Genomic DNA, 16,339 nt, shown 5'->3' with positions numbered 1-16,339 from the left:
GTCGTACGACTCTGCCGCTACGGCTTTCCGCCGGCTCATCGGGCAGGCTACTGAGGAGGGGTGACGAGCACTCGGTATGTCACGTGCACGACCGTGCTTGCTGCCCGCGCCGTCAGCTGTTCGAGTTTCAGCGGCGGGACGCCCTCGAACAGCCGCACACCGGCGCCGAGGGTGAGCGGCACGATGTGCAGCCGCAGTTCGTCGACCAGACCGGCGGCGAGGTACTGGTTGATGGTGGTCGCGCCGCCGTGGATCGAGATGTCGCCGCCACCGGCGGCCGCGCGTGCCTGTGCGAGCGCCGACTCGATTCCGTCGGTGACGAAGTGGAAGGTGGTGCCGCCCTTCATCGGCTGCGGCTCCCGCGCGTGGTGGGTGAGCACGAAGACCGGGGTGTGAAACGGCGGGTCCTCACCCCACCAGCCGTTCCACTGCCGATCCCACTCGCCCCGCACCGGGCCGAACATGTTGCGCCCTATGATGACCGCTGCGACGGCGTCGATCTGGTCGACCTCGGCCTGGTTCTCCTCGGCGTGGTCGAACATCCAGGCGTGCAGCCCACGGCCCCAGCCATCACCGCCGTCGTCGCCGAACGGGCGTTCCTCGCTCTGGTTGAGCCCGGCCGAGTACCCGTCGGCCGAGATGGTCTGATTGGCGATCACCTTGCCGTTACGTGTGTTCATTGCGGATTCTCCAATGACGTCGGTGTGTGCCGGTAGTCAGCCTATGGCCGCGATGATCAGTGCGATGCCAACGCCGACGTCGACAACCGCGCAGAATCGCGCCCACGAGCGACTCACCACGAGGTTGACGCGGTAGTGGTAGGCGTCCCAGATGGGAACCCGACACCCACCGATCGTTGGCGATGTCGAGACTGGACGTGACGCAGGCGATGCCGAGCAGCTCCGCCCCGTCGTACCCGACGACGAGGGTCACCCGTTCGCGCATGGCAACAGCGTGGCCACCCCCGTGGGTATTGGTAGTGCCGATGGCCCTCGTCGGCCCGCTGGATCTTGTCCAGTGCGCGACGAACAGATCGAGCATGCCGGGCTGGAGATCTAGCCTGATTCGGTGATTTCGACGGTTGGTACGAGCGTGCGCGTCAGGCTGCTCGGGCCGGTGGAGGTGATCGTCGCCCGCAGTCCGCAGGCGGTGAACGGGGTGCGCAGCAAGGCGGTACTGGCGACGTTGGCGCTGCACGCGGGCCGTGTCGTCAGCGTCGACCGGCTCATCGACGTGGTCTGGGGCGACCAGCTACCGGCCACCGCGGCGAACACGTTGCAACGCCACGTCTCCTACCTACGCGGGGTGCTCGGCGAGCCCGGGTCGATCGTGGCGCGCCAGCCCGGATATCTGCTCGACACCGGGCCGGATTCCACGGATGTCCAGGCCGCCGAGCGCCTCATCGAGCTGGCTCGGCGCTCGACGGACCGCAACGAGCAGGTGAGGCATCTGACGGCCGCGGTGGCACTGTGGCGGGGCCCACCGCTGGCCGACGTGGCCGGGTCGGCCTGGCTTGAGGAGCAGGCGGAACGCCTGGCACGCCTACGGTTGGAGGCCGAACGATCGCTCGTCGAGGCCCGGTTGTCCGTCGGTGAGCACGCTGGGCTGGTCCCCGGGTTGGAACGGCTCGTCCGACAGCACCCCTTCGACGAGCACCTGCACGCGCAGCTGATGCTCGCCCTGTACCGCGACGGCCGACAGGGGGAGGCGGTCGCCACGTACCGGCGGCTGCGCGACAACCTGCGGGAGAACCTGGGTATCGACCCGGGTCCGCGGCTACGCGACCTGGAGTGCGCCATCCTGCGCCAGGACACCGCGATCGCCGCACCGGCCGCGACGGCACCGACGCGGGTCGCGGCGCAGCTGCCTCCCCCCCGTACCCACGTTCACCGGACGCGACGCGGAGCTGGCGGCCCTCGACGCGCTGGTCGACCGGGGCGGCGCCGTCGTGGTGTCCGGGTCCGCCGGCGTCGGCAAGACCGCCCTCGCCGTGCACTGGGCGCACCGTGCGGCCGAGCGCTCTCCCGACGGGCAGCTCTACGTCAACCTGCGCGGCTTCGACCCGGCGGCCACACCGACCGAACCGGCGCGAGCGCTGCACGGCTTCCTGGAGGCGCTCGGCGTTCCGGTGGCCCGGATGCCCAGCGACCCGGACACGATGGCGAGCTTGTACCGCACGACGGTGGCGGGCAAGCGACTGCTGGTGGTGCTGGACAACGCCCGCGACGCGGAACAGGTCCGGCCGCTGCTGCCCGGCTCACCGGACTGCCTCGCCATCGTCACCAGCCGCGACCAGCTCATTCCGCTGGTCGTCACCGAAAGCGCCCAACCGGTGCCCCTCGACCTGCTGAGCCCCGGCGAAGCCCGCGACATGCTGGTCCGCCGGCTCGGGGAGCGCCAGGTCGCCGCCGAACCCGCCGCCGCCGACATGATCGCCGACCGGTGCGCGCGGCTGCCCATCGCCCTGGCCATCGTGGCCGCCAGAGCCGCCGCCAACCGGCACTTCTCGTTGGCCGCCGTCGCCGGCGAACTGGGTGACCTGGACGCCTTCCGCGCAGGCGACGAGACCACCGACGTACGGGCGGTCTTCTCCTGGTCGTGCCGGACGCTCAGCCCACCCGCGGCGCGGCTGTTCCGGCTGCTGAGCCTTCATCCCGGCCCGGACGTCTCGCCCCGGCCGTGGCCAGCCTGGCCGGCGTCGACGGGCAGGCGACCGGCCCCCTGCTCACCGAGCTGACCCGAGCGAATCTCTTCACCGAGCACACCTACGGGCGTTACGCGTTCCACGACCTGCTGCGCGCGTACGCCGCCAGCCTCGCCGACGAGACTGAGCCGCCGGCCGAGCGTCGGGCCGCCATGCACCGGCTGCTCGACCACTGCCTGCACACCGCCCACGCCGCCGACCTGGCACTGCACCCGCACTTCAGCGCGATCAGCCTCCCGCCACCCCCGGCGGGCGTGACGCCGGAGCGCCCCAGGAGCCGGTCGGCCGCCGCGGCGTGGTTCACCACCGAGGTTTCCGTCCTGCTCGCCGCGGTGCCGCTCGCGGCGCGGTCCGGGTTCGAGGGGCACGCCTGGCGGCTCGCCTGGACCATGGCCGGCTTCCTGCACCGGCAGGGACACTGGCAGGACTGGCTCGGCACGCAACAGATCGCGCTGGCCGCCGCGTCCCGCATCGGGGATCAGGCGGGGCAGGGCCACGCGCACCGCAGCCTCGGTCTCGCCTGCTCCCGGCTCCGACGGTACGACGAGGCCGACGACCACCTGCGGCGCGCACTCGACCTGTTCACCGACGTCGGCGACGACGCCGGACGGGCACACACCTGCCTGAACCTTGGTCAACTGGCCGAGCGGCAGGGGCAGCACCAGCAGGCGCTGCGCCATTCCCGGCGGGCGCTGGCCCTGTTCCGGGGGAACGGAAACCGGGCCGGGCAGGGGTACACCCTCAACGCTGTCGGTTGGCAGGAAGCGCTGCTCGGCAACTACCACCACGCCCTCGAATCGTGCGGCGAGGCGCTGCGGATGTTGCGGGAGGTGGACGACGTCCAGGGGCAGGCCGACACCTGGGACAGCCTCGGCCACGCCCACCACCAACTCGGGGACTACCGGCGCGCTATCGCCTGCTACGAGCACGCCCTCGAACTCTTCACGCAGGTCAACGACCGGTACGCCGAAGCCAGCACGTACGTCAATCTCGGCGGCAGCCAACGGGCGCTCGGCGACCTCGGCGCCACCCGTGCCGCCTGGCGCCGAGCCCTCGGGCGCCGCGACCGGGCCCGCTACTTCGCCGCTGTCATCGGCCGAGGTGAGCATCCCGATCTGCTGAAGCCCAACCCGGTGCCGGTTGTGCAGGCACTACAAGCGCTGAACGTCGCACCGGGTGCCGCTGTGCTGGTCGGTGATTCGATCACCGACATCGCCGCAGCCCGAGCTGCCGGTGTCGCCTGTGTCGGGTACGCCAACCGGCCCGGCAAGGCCGAAGGCCTCGCCGCCGCCGGTGCCAACGCGATCGTGACCGACATGACCGACCTGGCCGGCGTCCTCGCTCGTACGCGCAGGCCGGTCAGCCAGCTGCCGTGGGTCGATTCGGGCGGCGGGCCGCTCATCGTGGTGCCGACGACGGCGCTCGACGAGTGGGAGGGCGCGTCGGTGGACGACGATGACTCCTGGGGTGACTACGGCCGGGCCTGCCAGGTCGACGGTTACGCCGGGGTGCTGGACGTCGGTGCCGACCAGGCGCTCGTTCTGGCCGACGAACCCGCCTCCACCACGTACCTCCCGGACCGGCGGATCTTCGTGCGGTGGCTCTACGCCGTCTCCGAGGCAGAGGTCGTCCGCCTCGTTCCCCGGGCGGTCGAGATCGCCGACTGGGAAGACGCGGGTACGTGGACGACCAGCGGGCCAGCCGAGTTGTTCGACTCCGGATTTACCGGCGACGGGCTGGAGCACACCACCCACCTCACGGTCGACGTGGCTGCTGGCACCTACCTGATCCGCACCGCTTCTGTGCAACCCGACACGAGGACGGCGCTGATGCTGGTTCAACTGGTTGACCAGACGACGTCAGCGTGAACGCCACGGCCGGACTTCTGCCGCCCCCATCGCCGGTTGAGGTACAGTTTTCTGTACCTGTACGGAGGTGATCGTGCGAACCGTGAACTTCACCCAACTTCGGCAAAACCTGGCCGCCGAACTCGACAGTGTCATCAACGACGCCGAGGAAGTGGTGGTGACCCGGTCGGGCCACGAACCAGTGGTGATCGTGCCGCTCGCCGAGTACGAGTCGATGAAAGAAACCGAATACCTCCTGCGGAGCCCGAGCAACGCCGCCGCCCTGCGTCGATCGATCAAAGAGTTGGAGGGCGATGATGCGGCGGAGCATGACCTGATCGACCCGGCAACCGTGCGAGACGTCGCATGAGGTTGGTCTTCACCACGACTGCGTGGAGCCAGTACCTCAGTCACACCGACCGTAAGTTGGTCAAACGCATCAACGACCTCATTGCGGACGTGATACGCAACGGGTACGAAGGCATCGGAAAACCGGAGCCCCTTCGGGGAGAGCTGTCCGGCTTCTGGTCCCGCCGGATCGATCGTGAACACCGGCTGGTGTACCGGATCACCAAGGATGACGTCGAGATCATCGCCTGCCGGTACCACTACGGTGACAGCTAGCGCCTTCGCAGCGCCGACAGGTCCTCGCGCTTCCACGAGCCTCCGGGAGTTGCGGCGCCCCCCGGCTATGAGTCCAGCGGGGGCTCGCACATGCTCAGCGCGTTCTCCTGCCAGGGGCTCCCGACGAGCGCGATGGGGTAGCGCACCTCTCTGAGCCGCTTGTCCTCGGTCTCGACGGAGAACCGCACCGACAACGGCTCCGGCTGGAACGCGGTCGAGCACTCGAATTCCAGGTCGACGAGAATCTGGCCGGTGCCACCGGGTCGTACCAGCCGGCCCAGGCCCATACCGCGGACCTGGACGCCCGGCCTCTCCGCGTGAACCGTGCGAATCGTGATCGGCGCGGGGCCGGTGTTGATCAGTGTCAGCTGGCCGTTCAGCAGGACGGTTCCCCTGCTGGTTGAGCCTCCCGAATAGCCCGATCCGGGTAGGGCCACGAGGGAGACCACAGTGGAGCGCTCGCGCTGTGCACGAGAGTCTCGCAACTCACTGACACCGATGCCGCCGAGCACCACACCGATCACGAAGGCGGTGCCGAGTTGAAGGAGCACCTTCCGCCTGGTCGCGGCACTTCCCTGGGGGTTGCCGCTGCGTTCGGCCGGCTCATGATCGTGCTCGTGTTCGTCGAGGTCGATCACCACATGCTCCGCCGCCATTGCGACAGCCTAGGGCCGGCGGGCGTCCGATCAGGACACGCCGGTGCGGATCTCCGATCGGGTCGGGACGACGCGGTGGCGTCGCACCGGGTAGAGCACCGGGTGGGAGATGCTCCAGGCGGCGCCCGTGCAGACAAACTCCTTGTACCGGGCCGCCAGCTTCCCGGTGAGTTGGGCCGGCCTGGCCCGGTCGTCGGCGGTCACGTACTGGATGATGCCGTCGCGGCGGCCGAGGCTGATGCACTGGTTGAAGTAGCGCAGCGGGGCCTTGGGGAACTTCGCCCGACCGGTCAGGCGTGCGGCGATGGCGTCGGCGGCCTGCCAGGCCATCGGGATGCCGGAGGCGCAGGACATCCGCAACGGCTTGCCGCCCGGTCCTTCGGCGATCGCAGCGTCGCCCACCGCGTACACCTCGGGGTGTGAGACCGACCGCATGCTGGCGTCGACGATGATCTGCCCGGTCTCCGCGACCGCCAGGGTCGTGGCGGCGGCGATGGGGTGCACGGCGAAGCCTGTCGTCCACACCGTCACCTGGGCCGGGATCTCCCGGCCGTCGCGGGTGACCGCGCCGGCCGCCTCGACCCGCGCGATGTCGGTGTGCTCGTACACGGTGATGCCGAGCCGGTCGCAGACGCCGCGCAGGTGCTGCTGCGCCTTGCCGTTGAGCCAGTCGCCGAGACCGCCGCGGGCGGCGAGCGCGACGTCGAGGTCCGGTCGGGCCTCCGCGATCTCGGTGACCGCTTCGAGGCCGGTGAGGCCCCCGCCGACGACGAGCACGGTCCCACCTGCCGCGAGGTGGGCGAGGCGGTCGCGCAACCGCAGCGCCGAGGGCCTTCCGGCGATGTCGTACGCGTGCTCGGCGACCCCGGGGACGCCATGGTCGGCGGTGACGCTGCCGAGGGCGTAGACGAGCGTGTCGTAGGTGATCTCGTCGGTGCCGTTGTCGTCGGCGAGCGCTACGGTCCTGCGATCGGCGTCGACGGCGGTGACCCGGGCCAGCCGAGGCTTGACGCCGGTGCCGGCGTAGACCTTGCTCAGTGGGCGTGGTTTGAGGTCCTGCCCGGTGGCGAGTTGGTGCATGCGGACCCGCTCGACGAAATCCGCGTCGGCGTTGACGACGGTGATTTCGATGTCGTCCGGGTGCAGCCGCTTGGCGAGGCGCCCGGCGGCCATGGCTCCGGTGTACCCCGCTCCGAGGACGACGATTCGGTGCTTCATGGTGGCACTCCTGTCTCGGTGGTGGTCGCTTCCTGAACCGGACAGCGCCGCGATTCCTGACAGGGGTCGGCTATGAGCTGAATCACCAGACGTGGAGGGTGGGCTCCTCGTGCTCCGAGGCGGACCACTGCCGGGTGGCACGGACGAGCTTGTCGGGGTTGACCTGGTTGTGGATGGCCGTGACACCCTCGGGCGTCACCTCCAGGGACATCACGCCGATGACCCGGTCGTCGATCACGACCACCACCGCCGGAGCGCCGTTGGCGGTGGTGACGTACATGGCCGGACTGCCACCGACCAGGTCCCGTTTGACGTCGGCGGGCTTGAACAGGCCACGCAGGAACTTCGCCACCGCCAGCGCGCCGACGATCGGCGCGGCCCGGGCCGGGATCTTGCCGCCGCCGTCGGCGGTGCTCGTCGCGTCGGCGGTCAGCAACTCCACCAGTCGCTGGATCTCGCCGTTGTTGGCCGCGGTGAGGAACTCCGCGACGATCTTCCGCGCGGCGGCCCGGTCGACCTCCGCGCGGGCCCGTTCGGCGGTGACGTGCTGCTTGGCGCGCCGGTAGGTCTGCTGGCAGTTCGACTCGGTGATGCCGAGGATCTCGGCGATCTCACCGTGCGAGTAGCCGAAGGCCTCCCGCAGCACGTATACCGCGCGTTCGTTGGGCGACAACCGCTCCAGCAGGGTGAGCACCGCCATCGAGACCGACTCGCGCTGCTCGGCGGTGTCGAGCGGGCCGAGCATCCGGTCCCCGGCGAGGACCGGTTCGGGCAGCCACGTGCCCACATAGGTCTCCCGCCTGGCTCGCGCCGAGGTCAGCTGGTTGAGGCACACGTTGGTGAGGACCTTCGTCAGCCACGCCTCGGGCGTCTCGACGTGCTCCCGGTCGGCGCCCTGCCAGCGCAGGAAGGTGTCCTGGACGGCGTCCTCCGCGTCGCTTGCCGAGCCCAGCAGGCGATAGGCGATCGCCTCCAGGCGGGCCCTGGAGTGCTCGAACAGCTCGACCTCGTCCGGACTGAGCGGCATGGCTAGACAGTATCCGGGCGCACGGCGAACGGTTCAGAGCTGGCTCGTGCCTGGGCCGGAAACCCGGGTCGACTCCCGCGACCCGCGTAGAAGATCACCCCGGCCCACAGCAGCACGAGCGCCAGCGGCAGTGAGGCGGTGCTCTTCGGCGCCGCCACCCACGACATCGGCAAGGTCCGGCACCCGGATGAGCTGTCCGGGCCCGGGTCCGCGCACGAGGCCGCCGGCTACGAACTGCTGCTCCAGCACGGCGTCGCCGAGTCGTCGGCCCGGTTCGCGCGCGACCACGCGTCCTGGCACCGGGACGGCATCGACGTCGACGACCTGCTGGTCAGCGTGGCCGACAAGGTGTGGAAGGGAAAGCGGATCACCGACCTGGAAGAGTTGCTCGTCGACCGGCTGGCCGGCGTCACCGGCCGTGAGCGGTGGTCGGTCTTCCTCGACCTGGACGAAATCCTCGACCGGATCGCCGCCGACGCCGACCGCCGGCTCGCCTTCCAGGCAACCCATCCGGTACGCGGCTGACCCCGGTCAGCGGCTCGCCGGGCCCGTTCCCGCCGTTCGACGCGGCGCCGGCGCGGTCGGCGTCTCGTCGGACGGCGTCGACCGGCGGTGGAACGTGGCCACCACCACGGCTGTCAGGCAGATCGCCGCGGCGGCGATGAGCGTCGGGCGGGCGCCGAGGTGGACGGCCGCGGAGCCGAGCGGGATCGTCGCGACGAGCGGTCCGAACATCGCGGTGTTGGCCGTCGCGGAGACCCGTCCCAGCAGCGCCGACGGCGTGTGCGTCTGCACAGCGGTCACCGCCGCGACCAGGGTCCAGGGCAGGCCGACGCCGGCCACCACCGCCCCGACGACAGTGGCCGGCCACCACGGCAGGCAACGCGCCAGGCAGCCGACGGCGAACAGCGCCGTCCCGGCGACACCGACGGCACCGGCACCTCTCGCCGCGACGAGCCGGCCGACGATCACGCCACCGAGAATGGAGCCGGCGCCCTGCGCGCTGGCCAGCACGCCCAGGAACGTCGTCGGCAGGCGCAGTTCGGTGACGACGACCGCGTAGATCCCCGCCGTGGTGAAGCCGGACATCGCGATCGACACCGCCGCGAGCACGACCGGCAGCCGTGTCGCCCGCTGTCCGAACAGGACCACCAATCCGGTACGCGGGCCGCCGCCGCGTTCGGTGGACTGGTCGATGGGTGCCCGGTTGAGGCGGAGCACCGCGTACAGGACGGCGACCAGGACCGGCATGGCCGCGCTGAGCACGGCGACCGCGGGGCCGCCCCGCCACGCGTAGAGGCCGGCCCCGGCGAGGGGAGCGACGAGCTTCATGCCCTCCTGGGCGCTGGAGCGCCACCCGTTGACGTCGCCGAGTTCGGTCGGCGCGAGCGCCGAGGGCAGCAGCGCCGTCTCTCCGGCGTCGATCAGCACGTAGCTGACGCCGTAGGCGCACGAGACGGTGAAGATCAGCCAGGTCTGCCCCGGCCCTCGCACGGTGAGGAGTGTCAGCAGGGCGGCGGCCAGGATGAGGTTGACGGCGATGACCAGCGGCCGCCGGGGCGCCCGGTCGAGTAGACCGCCCAGCCACGGGCCGGCGAGCACCGGGGCGTACACGCAGAGGCCGGCGAGAGCGGCGAGGCTGGTGGAGCCGGTGAGGTCCAGGATCCAGATGCCGGCGACGAGCGACATCGCGCTGCTGCCGAAGCCGGACAGCAGGGAGATCGCCACGAACAGGCTCGCGTTGCGACGCATGAGCGCTCCGAGTTGAGTCGAGGTGACTCACATCTTTAAGCTTGAGCGGAACGCAAGCAATGCCGCCGCTTGCTGTCAACGGGTCGTTGACAGAGCGATGTCGAGCCTCGTCGCGGCGGTTCGAGCGGGCGCGGGTAGTCGCTCACCCGCTTCGGCGAGGTCGGTGGCGAGGTGCAGGGCCAACTCGTACAGCGAGCCCGGTGCGGCGTCCAGCGCGGCGTCCACAGTGCTCCGCACGAGTGCCGCTCGACGAAAGCGGCTGTCCCACCGCTGATCGGCACCGATCCACCGGCCGAGGTCGGCCACCGCCGCCCGCAGCGCCGCGATCTGCGGGGGCAACCGGAGGTCGAGCCGCCGCCGCCGCGACGATCGCGCCGCCATCAGCCGCTGTCGACGCTGCTCGGCGGCCTGCCGGCTGCCGAGGCCGAGTGCCGTCGCGATCTGCGCCCACGTCGCCCCGTCGTGGCGCGCGCGGTCGATGATCTCCAACTCCTGCGCGTCCAGGCGGGCGCGGGTAGCGCGAACCTCCGCCAACCGGGCCAGCTCCGACGTCATCTGTCAACGTTACATTGACACGGTTCTAGACAACCGCACCCAGTTCCTCGGCCCTGGGCACCTCCCAATGGATCCGGTACGTGCTCCGCACCGGCGGCTGGGAGCGCTTGAGGCTTGCAATTACAGCTGACTTCTCATCGACGAGCGAGTGATCGATGGTGAAGAGCCCTTGTCGCTTGATGTGCTGCGTCTCGTTCGTCATCTCATTGTCCCCGGCCAGCACCTGGAGGCCATGCCGTCGACTTCGCAGGGAATCGGGTATGACCACCTCGAAGAGGAAGTCGTCGACGGGATAACTGATATCGATCGCGCTGAACTCAGCCTCACCAGGGGTCGGGACTTTGGACAAGGGACGTCGTCGTAACGCTTCCAAAGTCCCCGTCGTCGCCAGTGGGATCTCAAGTCGCATGGAGATGGAGACCTCCTCACCCGGAGAGAGCATCGGATCGAACTCGATGCGGAACGCCAGGGCGGCTGCTTTCTTGTAGAGCGGCAGGAAGGTGCACCGGCCGCTACCAGTTCGTTGTGCCCATCTATCATGCACCGATGGAACGACCGCCGAAAGTGTAGGAAATGTCGTCATCCGCCCGCCTGACGTTCGACCAGGTGAAGTATCGGACGGGGCGCAGAGCGACGATCCTGCGTTCAATGATCTTCGTGACCGCCCAGAAATCGGTCGACGGTGCTGCACGGTAAATGTGCCGAGAGCTGTAATGCAGGTATCTTCGGTCGAACTGGTACAGCTGCTGTACCTGCCCCCGCAGCAGACGATTCTGCCTCCAAAGGTGGGTTGCAAATGCCGCCGCGGGGACACCCACGAGAAGGCCACTCGCCACCCAATCCGGCGTCTTGGACGCCAGAGTCGAAGCAGCGGCGAGGGCTTCGACACCGGTGGCAACCCAGAAGACGGGCTTTGAGTGCCGTCGCGTGCCCGCCAGAAGCCGGTCAACTGGCGAGACTTCCCTGTCACCAGAGCCCTGTGAAGACATAGATCAAGGCTAGAGTGATTAATCCACAGACACAGGTCGGCGTTTCGGTCAGTCAGAGCGCTCCGGTCGGGTTCGGGGTGCGGATCATGAACACGTCCACCGGATCCTCGGTGTCGAGCGTGAAACCGTGCCGCTCGTACAGCCGTCGGGCCGGGCTGCCCCGCAGCACGTTCAGCCGGACCGGCGTGCCGTCGCGGTCGCACCGGTCCAGCAGTTCGCGCAGCACGGCAGTGCCGATGCCGCTGCCCTGTAGCCGCGGGGCCAGGTAGAAGTGCTCCAGCCAGTGGGCGTCCGCGCCCGGGCGCAGCGCCACGCAGCCGGCGAACGCGCCGTCCACCTCGACGACCCAGGTGTACGCCGGTGCGAAACCGTCCCGCAGGCGCTGCCGCACCCGCTGGTCGTCGTAGCGCCCGAGCCGCTCCAGATCGGCCCGCAGCACCACCGCCCGCAACTCGGCCACCGCCTCGACGTCCGCGACCGAGGCCGGCCGAATCTTCCAGTCCGCCATGATCAGCAAGCTATCGCGGCCCGGCGCTCTGCTGTTCGCGTAGCCCCGCGACGAGGAGTTCGACCATGCGACGCGCGTCGTAGCGGGGCTCACCAGCGCCGATGCAGAGATTGCCGACACCGCGCAGCAACTCGAAGGCGGTCACGTCGGGGCGGATCTCGCCCGCTGCGGCAGCGGCGTCGAGCAGCTGGCCGCAGACCGGCACGAGGCGGTCCAGGAAGTAGGCGTGCAGCGTCTCGAAGGCCGCGTTGTCGGACTGGAGCGCTGCCGCGAGGCCGTGCTTCGTGACCAGGAAGTCGACGAAGAGGTTGATCCATTGGGCGAGAGCGGCGTGCGGTGAGCTGCTGGCGGCCAGCAGCGCCGGCCCAGCCTCCGCGCACGCCTCGACCTGGTGCCGGTAGACGGCCACGATGAGGTCGGCGCGGGTCGGGAAGTGGCGGTAGAAGGTGCCCACACCGACGCCGGCCCGGGCGGCTATGTCGCGTACGGGCGCGTCCACGCCCGAGGTGACGAAGGCCGCAGCGGCGGCGTCCAGCAGTGTCGCCTCGTTGCGCCGGGCGTCGGCCCGCTTCCGCGGGGTCGAGCGGCCCGATCCGCTGTCGATGTCGGCCACCGCGCTGTTACCCCCATCACTTGGCAAACGGAACGATGTTCCGTATGTTTCTTAGCGGAACATGGTTCCACTTGCTCAGGATGCCAGAGCGGGTGGGCCAGTGCCACTCACCCTTCCGTGGAGGAACAGTCATGCAGTACCGCACTCTGGGGCGCACCGGCGTCCAGGTCAGCACCCTCGCGCTCGGCGCGATGAACTTCGGCAAGCTGGGGCACACCACCCAGGACGAGGCAACGGCGATCGTCGACGCCGCGTTGGAGGCCGGGATCAACCTGATCGACACCGCCGACATGTACGGCCAGGGCGAGTCGGAGGAGATGGTCGGCAAGGCCATCGCCGGCCGCCGCGACGACATCGTGCTGGCCACGAAGGCCGGCATGCCCATGGGCGACGAGCGCAATCACGGGGGCAGCTCGCGCCGCTGGCTCGTCACCGAGCTGGACAACAGCCTGCGCCGTCTCGGCGTCGACCACGTCGACCTCTACCAGATCCACCGGTGGGACCCGACCACCAGCGACGAGGAGACCCTGTCGGCGCTGACCGACCTGCAACGGGCCGGAAAGATCCGCTACTTCGGCTCCTCGACCTTTCCCGCGTACCGGCTGGTGCAGGCCGAGTGGGCCGCGCGGGAGCACCACCTGGGGCGTTACGTCACGGAGCAGCCCAGCTACTCGATCCTGCAACGGGGGATCGAGGCCCACGTCCTGCCCGTGACCGAGCAGTACGGGCTCGGCGTGCTCGCCTGGAGCCCGCTCGCCTCGGGCTGGCTCTCCGGTGCGATCCGCGCCGGCCGGGAGATCACCACCAGCCGCTCCGCGCTCCTGCCCGCCCGCTTCGACCTCAGCGTCCCGGCCAACCAGGCCCGGCTCCACGCCGTCGAGCAGCTGGCCACCGTCGCCGACGAGGCGGGGCTCACCCTGATCCAGCTCGCCCTCGGGTTCGTCACCGCGCACCCGGCCGTGACCAGTGCGATCATCGGCCCCCGCACCATGGACCACCTGCACGCCCAGCTCGCCGCCGCGGACACCGTGCTCCCCGCCGAGGTGCTCGACGCCATCGACGCGATCGTCGCACCCGGGGTCGACCTCGCCGCCCACGAGAAGTTCGACACCCCGCCCGCGCTCCTCGACCCGGCGCGGCGGCGTCGCTGAGCCTTCGGTCGATCGGGACGGCGCGCGGGCACGGATGCCGCTGGCCTGGCTGCTCCGGACCGCCCCCGCCGACCACCTCGACTGAACGTCGGCATCGACAGCCCTGGTCTGTCGTATCGTGCCGGGATGGCACAGCCGGTGTGGGCGAACGGTGACGCGTACGAGGCGTACGTGGGTCGGTGGAGCCGCCTCGTCGCGGTGGACTTCCTGCGCGGGTTGGCCGTGCCGCCGGGGAGGCACTGGCTCGACGTGGGTAGCGGCACCGGGGCGCTGACGTCGACGATCCTCACCACCACGGATCCCGTCCGGGTGACCGGCATCGACCCGTCGGAGGGGTTCGTCGCGGTCGCGCGTACCCGGGTCACCGACCCCCGGGCGGCCTTCCAGGTCGGTGACGCGCGGGCGCTGCCACTGCCCGATCGCGTCGTGGACGTGGCGGTCAGCGGATTGACCCTCAACTTCGTGCCGGAGCCCGCACGGGCGGTGGCGGAGTTCGCCCGGGTGGTCCGGCCGGCCGGGTTGGTGGCCGCCTACGTCTGGGACTACGCCGAGGGGATGGCGATGATGCGGCACTTCTGGGCCGCCGCCGCCCAGCTCGACCCGGCCTCGGTCGAGCGGGACGAGGGCAGACGTACCACCGTGGGCCAGCCCAACACGCTCCGCGCGCTGTGGGAGCAGGCCGGGTTGCGGGACGTGGCGGTCCGGCCGGTCGACGTACCGACGACCTTCACCGACTTCGCCGACTACTGGACACCGTTCCTCGGCGGTCAGGGGTCGGCGCCGGGGTACGTCGCGACGTTGGCCGAATCCGACCGGGCCGCGTTGCGGGAGTCGCTGGCCACCCGGCTGCCGGTCGAGCCGGACGGGTCGATCCGGCTCACCGCGCGGGCCTGGGCCGTGCGGGGCACGAGGCCCGAGTAGCCGTCGCGACCGAGCCCCGCGGGGTCATGTCGCAAACCGGACAAGACGGTAAAGCCCCTGGTAGAGCACCCTTGGGACAGGTGGAGGTGGACGGGTGGCGGGCCACATCCCGATCCTCCGGCCCGGCGGGGACAACATCGTCCGCACCGGTGCCGCCCTCACCCAGCCCGGCCTCGAAACCGTGGCGGTCACGGCACAGCTGCCGTGCCGATCGCGCGTACGACGGGCCGCGGCTGCCACCGACACCCCTGCGGGCGCCCGCAGCGGTGCCTCCGCCCATCGGGACAAGGACGTCAGCACCACCGGCAGTCAGGCAACGCCGTCCGCCGGCCGTGCCGGCCGTCCCCGTGCCCCGCCGGCCTTTCGCACTGTGGACCCCGCCAGGTCCGGCGTCGCTCGACAGCGCGCCGAGCCCTGGCGACCGAGCCAGAAAGGGCCCGACATGGCCGCTCCCACCGCGACCGCAGCCTTGAACGCATCCGTCTTCACGCCGGGTGCCCAGATGCTGCTGACCGTGACCTACTCAGACGCCGACACCAAACCGCTGACCGTCACCATCGTGGTCACCGACGCGCAGGGCAACAGCAGCGCGCCGGTCAAGGTCACGGCGGTCATCGACCCGCTCACCGTGACCGTCACCGACAACTCCGGACGTACCTGGACCCGGGTTTCCGACAACGGCTCCGTGGCCGTGTACCGGTCGGTGGCGTGATGCCCCGGGTCACCGTCCAGGTCCGCGACGCTGCCGGCAACACCGCGACGGCCGCCGCCGACTACAGCCTGGGCCAACCCGTGCTCGGCGGCTACTACCTCTCCGGCGGCGCCGATCCGACCGCTGACATGGCGGGCGGCAACTTCCGGTCCCTCACCCAGTACCGCAGCCTCGCCGATGGTTACATCTTCCCCGGCTACAACCGGCCCTGGCTGGTCAACCTGGGCAGGGCCGGGGTGCAGATGAACATGGTCCTGGAGTTGAAGCACTACGGCGCCCCGAGCCAGGGAACGCAGAGCTTCGCTGTGGACGGCACCAGCTACACCGTGCCGGCACCGACGATGACCATCCAGCAGCGACCCGGCACGACCTGGCCGAAGGCGTACGGGTACAGCCAGGTGCTCAAGGGGCAGTGCGACGGGTTGCTGGCCCGCGCGCTGTCGCAGTACCGGACGCTCGGCTTCGGGGTGAACATTCAGCTCGCCTCGGAGTTGGACACCGATCACGAGTTCGGCACCACCGAGGACGGCAAGGCGTACGACTGGGCCGAGTCGGACGCTCGGGCCGTGCAGGCGATGAACTACATCCTGACGTGGTTCAAGGCGCGGACGCTGCCGGCCGGGACGACCTTCTCGGTGGGGCTGGGGGGCTTCGACCGGGCCTGTTTTCAGCGCACCCACCCGGAGTCGCTGATGTCCCGCCTCGACTACCTCCAGTGGAACGCGTACGGCACCAACGCCAGCCACACCGCGCTGGCCCGGTTTCGTCGCACCAAGGACTGGGCGGTGGCGGATCTCGGTCCGGTGGCGCTGTCCCGGCCCGTGATCATCGCCGAGTGGGGGGTCAGGTCGGCCGAGATCCCGGACCAGGCGGCCTGGATCGCCACAGTGCCGCCGGCGATCGCCCAGCTCAACGCGGAGCGTGGGCCACGGATCGTGCGGACCAACTACTTCAACTCCGGGTGGGGCACCCTGACGCCGAAGGCGACCGGGTTGGCCGCGCTCCGCGAGGCGTACGCCAAGCGGCCGTACGTCTGACCGGTTTCCGGCGGCTCCGGGCTCC

20 protein-coding genes and 1 pseudogene are annotated in these 16,339 nt (G+C 70.2%); 10 read left to right on the top strand and 11 right to left on the bottom strand.

Annotated features, from left to right (window positions below):
• Window positions 1-47: 47 nt before the first annotated feature.
• Both ACIA47_RS25860 and ACIA47_RS25855 read right to left on the bottom strand, forming a co-directional pair.
• A complete protein-coding gene (locus tag ACIA47_RS25860; RefSeq protein WP_203118514.1) occupies window positions 48-680 on the bottom strand; it encodes a dihydrofolate reductase family protein in 633 nt (210 codons plus the stop codon).
• Between the two features lie 375 nt (window positions 681-1,055).
• Window positions 1,056-1,274 (bottom strand): hypothetical protein, encoded by a 219-nt coding sequence (locus tag ACIA47_RS25855; RefSeq protein WP_396711078.1) that lies wholly within the window; start codon window positions 1,272-1,274, stop codon window positions 1,056-1,058.
• Here ACIA47_RS25855 and ACIA47_RS25850 point away from each other — a divergent pair.
• The 5 genes and pseudogenes from ACIA47_RS25850 to ACIA47_RS25830 form a co-directional block, all read left to right on the top strand.
• Window positions 1,186-1,743, top strand: a pseudogene (locus tag ACIA47_RS25850) (BTAD domain-containing putative transcriptional regulator); the annotation flags it as partial. The gene ACIA47_RS25855 and the pseudogene ACIA47_RS25850 sit on opposite strands and share 89 nt — an antisense overlap.
• A 163-nt stretch (window positions 1,744-1,906) precedes the next feature.
• Window positions 1,907-2,737 carry an NB-ARC domain-containing protein gene (locus ACIA47_RS25845; protein WP_396711116.1) on the top strand — a complete coding sequence of 277 codons (831 nt, stop codon included), beginning with the start codon at window positions 1,907-1,909 and terminating at the stop codon, window positions 2,735-2,737.
• Window positions 2,680-4,572, top strand: a complete 1,893-nt coding sequence (locus ACIA47_RS25840; protein ID WP_396711077.1) for an Imm21 family immunity protein — start codon at window positions 2,680-2,682, stop codon at window positions 4,570-4,572. The genes ACIA47_RS25845 and ACIA47_RS25840 overlap by 58 nt, the downstream gene beginning before the upstream one ends.
• Window positions 4,573-4,645: 73 nt before the next feature.
• A complete protein-coding gene (locus ACIA47_RS25835) occupies window positions 4,646-4,921 on the top strand; it encodes a type II toxin-antitoxin system prevent-host-death family antitoxin (RefSeq protein WP_203118519.1) in 276 nt (91 codons plus the stop codon).
• Window positions 4,918-5,175, top strand: a complete 258-nt coding sequence (locus ACIA47_RS25830; protein ID WP_203118520.1) for a Txe/YoeB family addiction module toxin — start codon at window positions 4,918-4,920, stop codon at window positions 5,173-5,175. The genes ACIA47_RS25835 and ACIA47_RS25830 overlap by 4 nt, the downstream gene beginning before the upstream one ends.
• Window positions 5,176-5,240: 65 nt before the next feature.
• Here ACIA47_RS25830 and ACIA47_RS25825 read toward each other — a convergent pair whose 3' ends face one another.
• From ACIA47_RS25825 to ACIA47_RS25815, 3 genes are all read right to left on the bottom strand, one after another.
• Window positions 5,241-5,813, bottom strand: a complete 573-nt coding sequence (locus tag ACIA47_RS25825) for a hypothetical protein (RefSeq protein ID WP_396711076.1) — start codon at window positions 5,811-5,813, stop codon at window positions 5,241-5,243.
• 48 nt (window positions 5,814-5,861) lie between these two features.
• Complete coding sequence (locus ACIA47_RS25820; RefSeq protein ID WP_396711075.1) at window positions 5,862-7,049, bottom strand: NAD(P)/FAD-dependent oxidoreductase; 1,188 nt, start codon at window positions 7,047-7,049, stop codon at window positions 5,862-5,864.
• Between the two features lie 82 nt (window positions 7,050-7,131).
• Entirely contained in the window at window positions 7,132-8,076 is a 945-nt protein-coding gene (locus ACIA47_RS25815; RefSeq protein ID WP_203118524.1) for an RNA polymerase sigma-70 factor, read from the bottom strand.
• A gap of 138 nt (window positions 8,077-8,214) precedes the next feature.
• Here ACIA47_RS25815 and ACIA47_RS25810 point away from each other — a divergent pair, with 138 nt between their 5' ends.
• A complete protein-coding gene (locus ACIA47_RS25810; RefSeq protein ID WP_396711074.1) occupies window positions 8,215-8,601 on the top strand; it encodes an HD domain-containing protein in 387 nt (128 codons plus the stop codon).
• Between the two features lie 6 nt (window positions 8,602-8,607).
• On the opposite strand, the gene ACIA47_RS25805 is transcribed toward ACIA47_RS25810, so the two are convergent.
• From ACIA47_RS25805 to ACIA47_RS25780, 6 genes are all read right to left on the bottom strand, one after another.
• A complete protein-coding gene (locus tag ACIA47_RS25805) occupies window positions 8,608-9,828 on the bottom strand; it encodes an MFS transporter (protein ID WP_396711073.1) in 1,221 nt (406 codons plus the stop codon).
• A 75-nt stretch (window positions 9,829-9,903) separates the two neighbouring features.
• Window positions 9,904-10,383 carry a hypothetical protein gene (locus ACIA47_RS25800; RefSeq protein WP_203118526.1) on the bottom strand — a complete coding sequence of 160 codons (480 nt, stop codon included), beginning with the start codon at window positions 10,381-10,383 and terminating at the stop codon, window positions 9,904-9,906.
• 25 nt (window positions 10,384-10,408) lie between these two features.
• Window positions 10,409-10,966 carry a hypothetical protein gene (locus ACIA47_RS25795; RefSeq protein ID WP_396711072.1) on the bottom strand — a complete coding sequence of 186 codons (558 nt, stop codon included), beginning with the start codon at window positions 10,964-10,966 and terminating at the stop codon, window positions 10,409-10,411.
• Complete coding sequence (locus ACIA47_RS25790) at window positions 10,920-11,372, bottom strand: hypothetical protein (RefSeq protein WP_396711071.1); 453 nt, start codon at window positions 11,370-11,372, stop codon at window positions 10,920-10,922. Before ACIA47_RS25790 ends, ACIA47_RS25795 begins: the two co-directional genes overlap by 47 nt.
• A gap of 52 nt (window positions 11,373-11,424) precedes the next feature.
• Window positions 11,425-11,880, bottom strand: a complete 456-nt coding sequence (locus ACIA47_RS25785; RefSeq protein WP_203118529.1) for a GNAT family N-acetyltransferase — start codon at window positions 11,878-11,880, stop codon at window positions 11,425-11,427.
• 10 nt (window positions 11,881-11,890) lie between these two features.
• Entirely contained in the window at window positions 11,891-12,493 is a 603-nt protein-coding gene (locus ACIA47_RS25780; protein WP_203118531.1) for a TetR/AcrR family transcriptional regulator, read from the bottom strand.
• Window positions 12,494-12,624: 131 nt separating this feature from the next.
• Between ACIA47_RS25780 and ACIA47_RS25775 the strand changes: the two genes are divergently transcribed.
• From ACIA47_RS25775 to ACIA47_RS25760, 4 genes are all read left to right on the top strand, one after another.
• Window positions 12,625-13,644, top strand: coding sequence for an aldo/keto reductase (locus ACIA47_RS25775; protein WP_203118541.1), 1,020 nt, complete (start codon window positions 12,625-12,627; stop codon window positions 13,642-13,644).
• 126 nt (window positions 13,645-13,770) lie between these two features.
• The gene (locus tag ACIA47_RS25770; RefSeq protein ID WP_396711070.1) at window positions 13,771-14,565 is read left to right on the top strand and encodes a class I SAM-dependent methyltransferase; all 795 of its coding nucleotides are present in this window, start codon (window positions 13,771-13,773) and stop codon (window positions 14,563-14,565) included.
• A gap of 442 nt (window positions 14,566-15,007) precedes the next feature.
• Window positions 15,008-15,277: a hypothetical protein gene (locus ACIA47_RS25765; RefSeq protein WP_124771135.1), complete on the top strand. Its 270-nt coding sequence runs from the start codon at window positions 15,008-15,010 to the stop codon at window positions 15,275-15,277.
• On the top strand, window positions 15,277-16,314 hold the full coding sequence (locus tag ACIA47_RS25760) for a hypothetical protein (RefSeq protein WP_203118546.1): 1,038 nt from the start codon (window positions 15,277-15,279) through the stop codon (window positions 16,312-16,314). Before ACIA47_RS25765 ends, ACIA47_RS25760 begins: the two co-directional genes overlap by 1 nt.
• Window positions 16,315-16,339 lie beyond the last annotated feature (25 nt).

The organism is Micromonospora sp. NPDC051227 (assembly GCF_044455385.1).
Classification (GTDB): Bacteria; Actinomycetota; Actinomycetes; order Mycobacteriales; family Micromonosporaceae; genus Micromonospora.
This window is presented reverse-complemented; position numbering and strand designations above follow the sequence as displayed.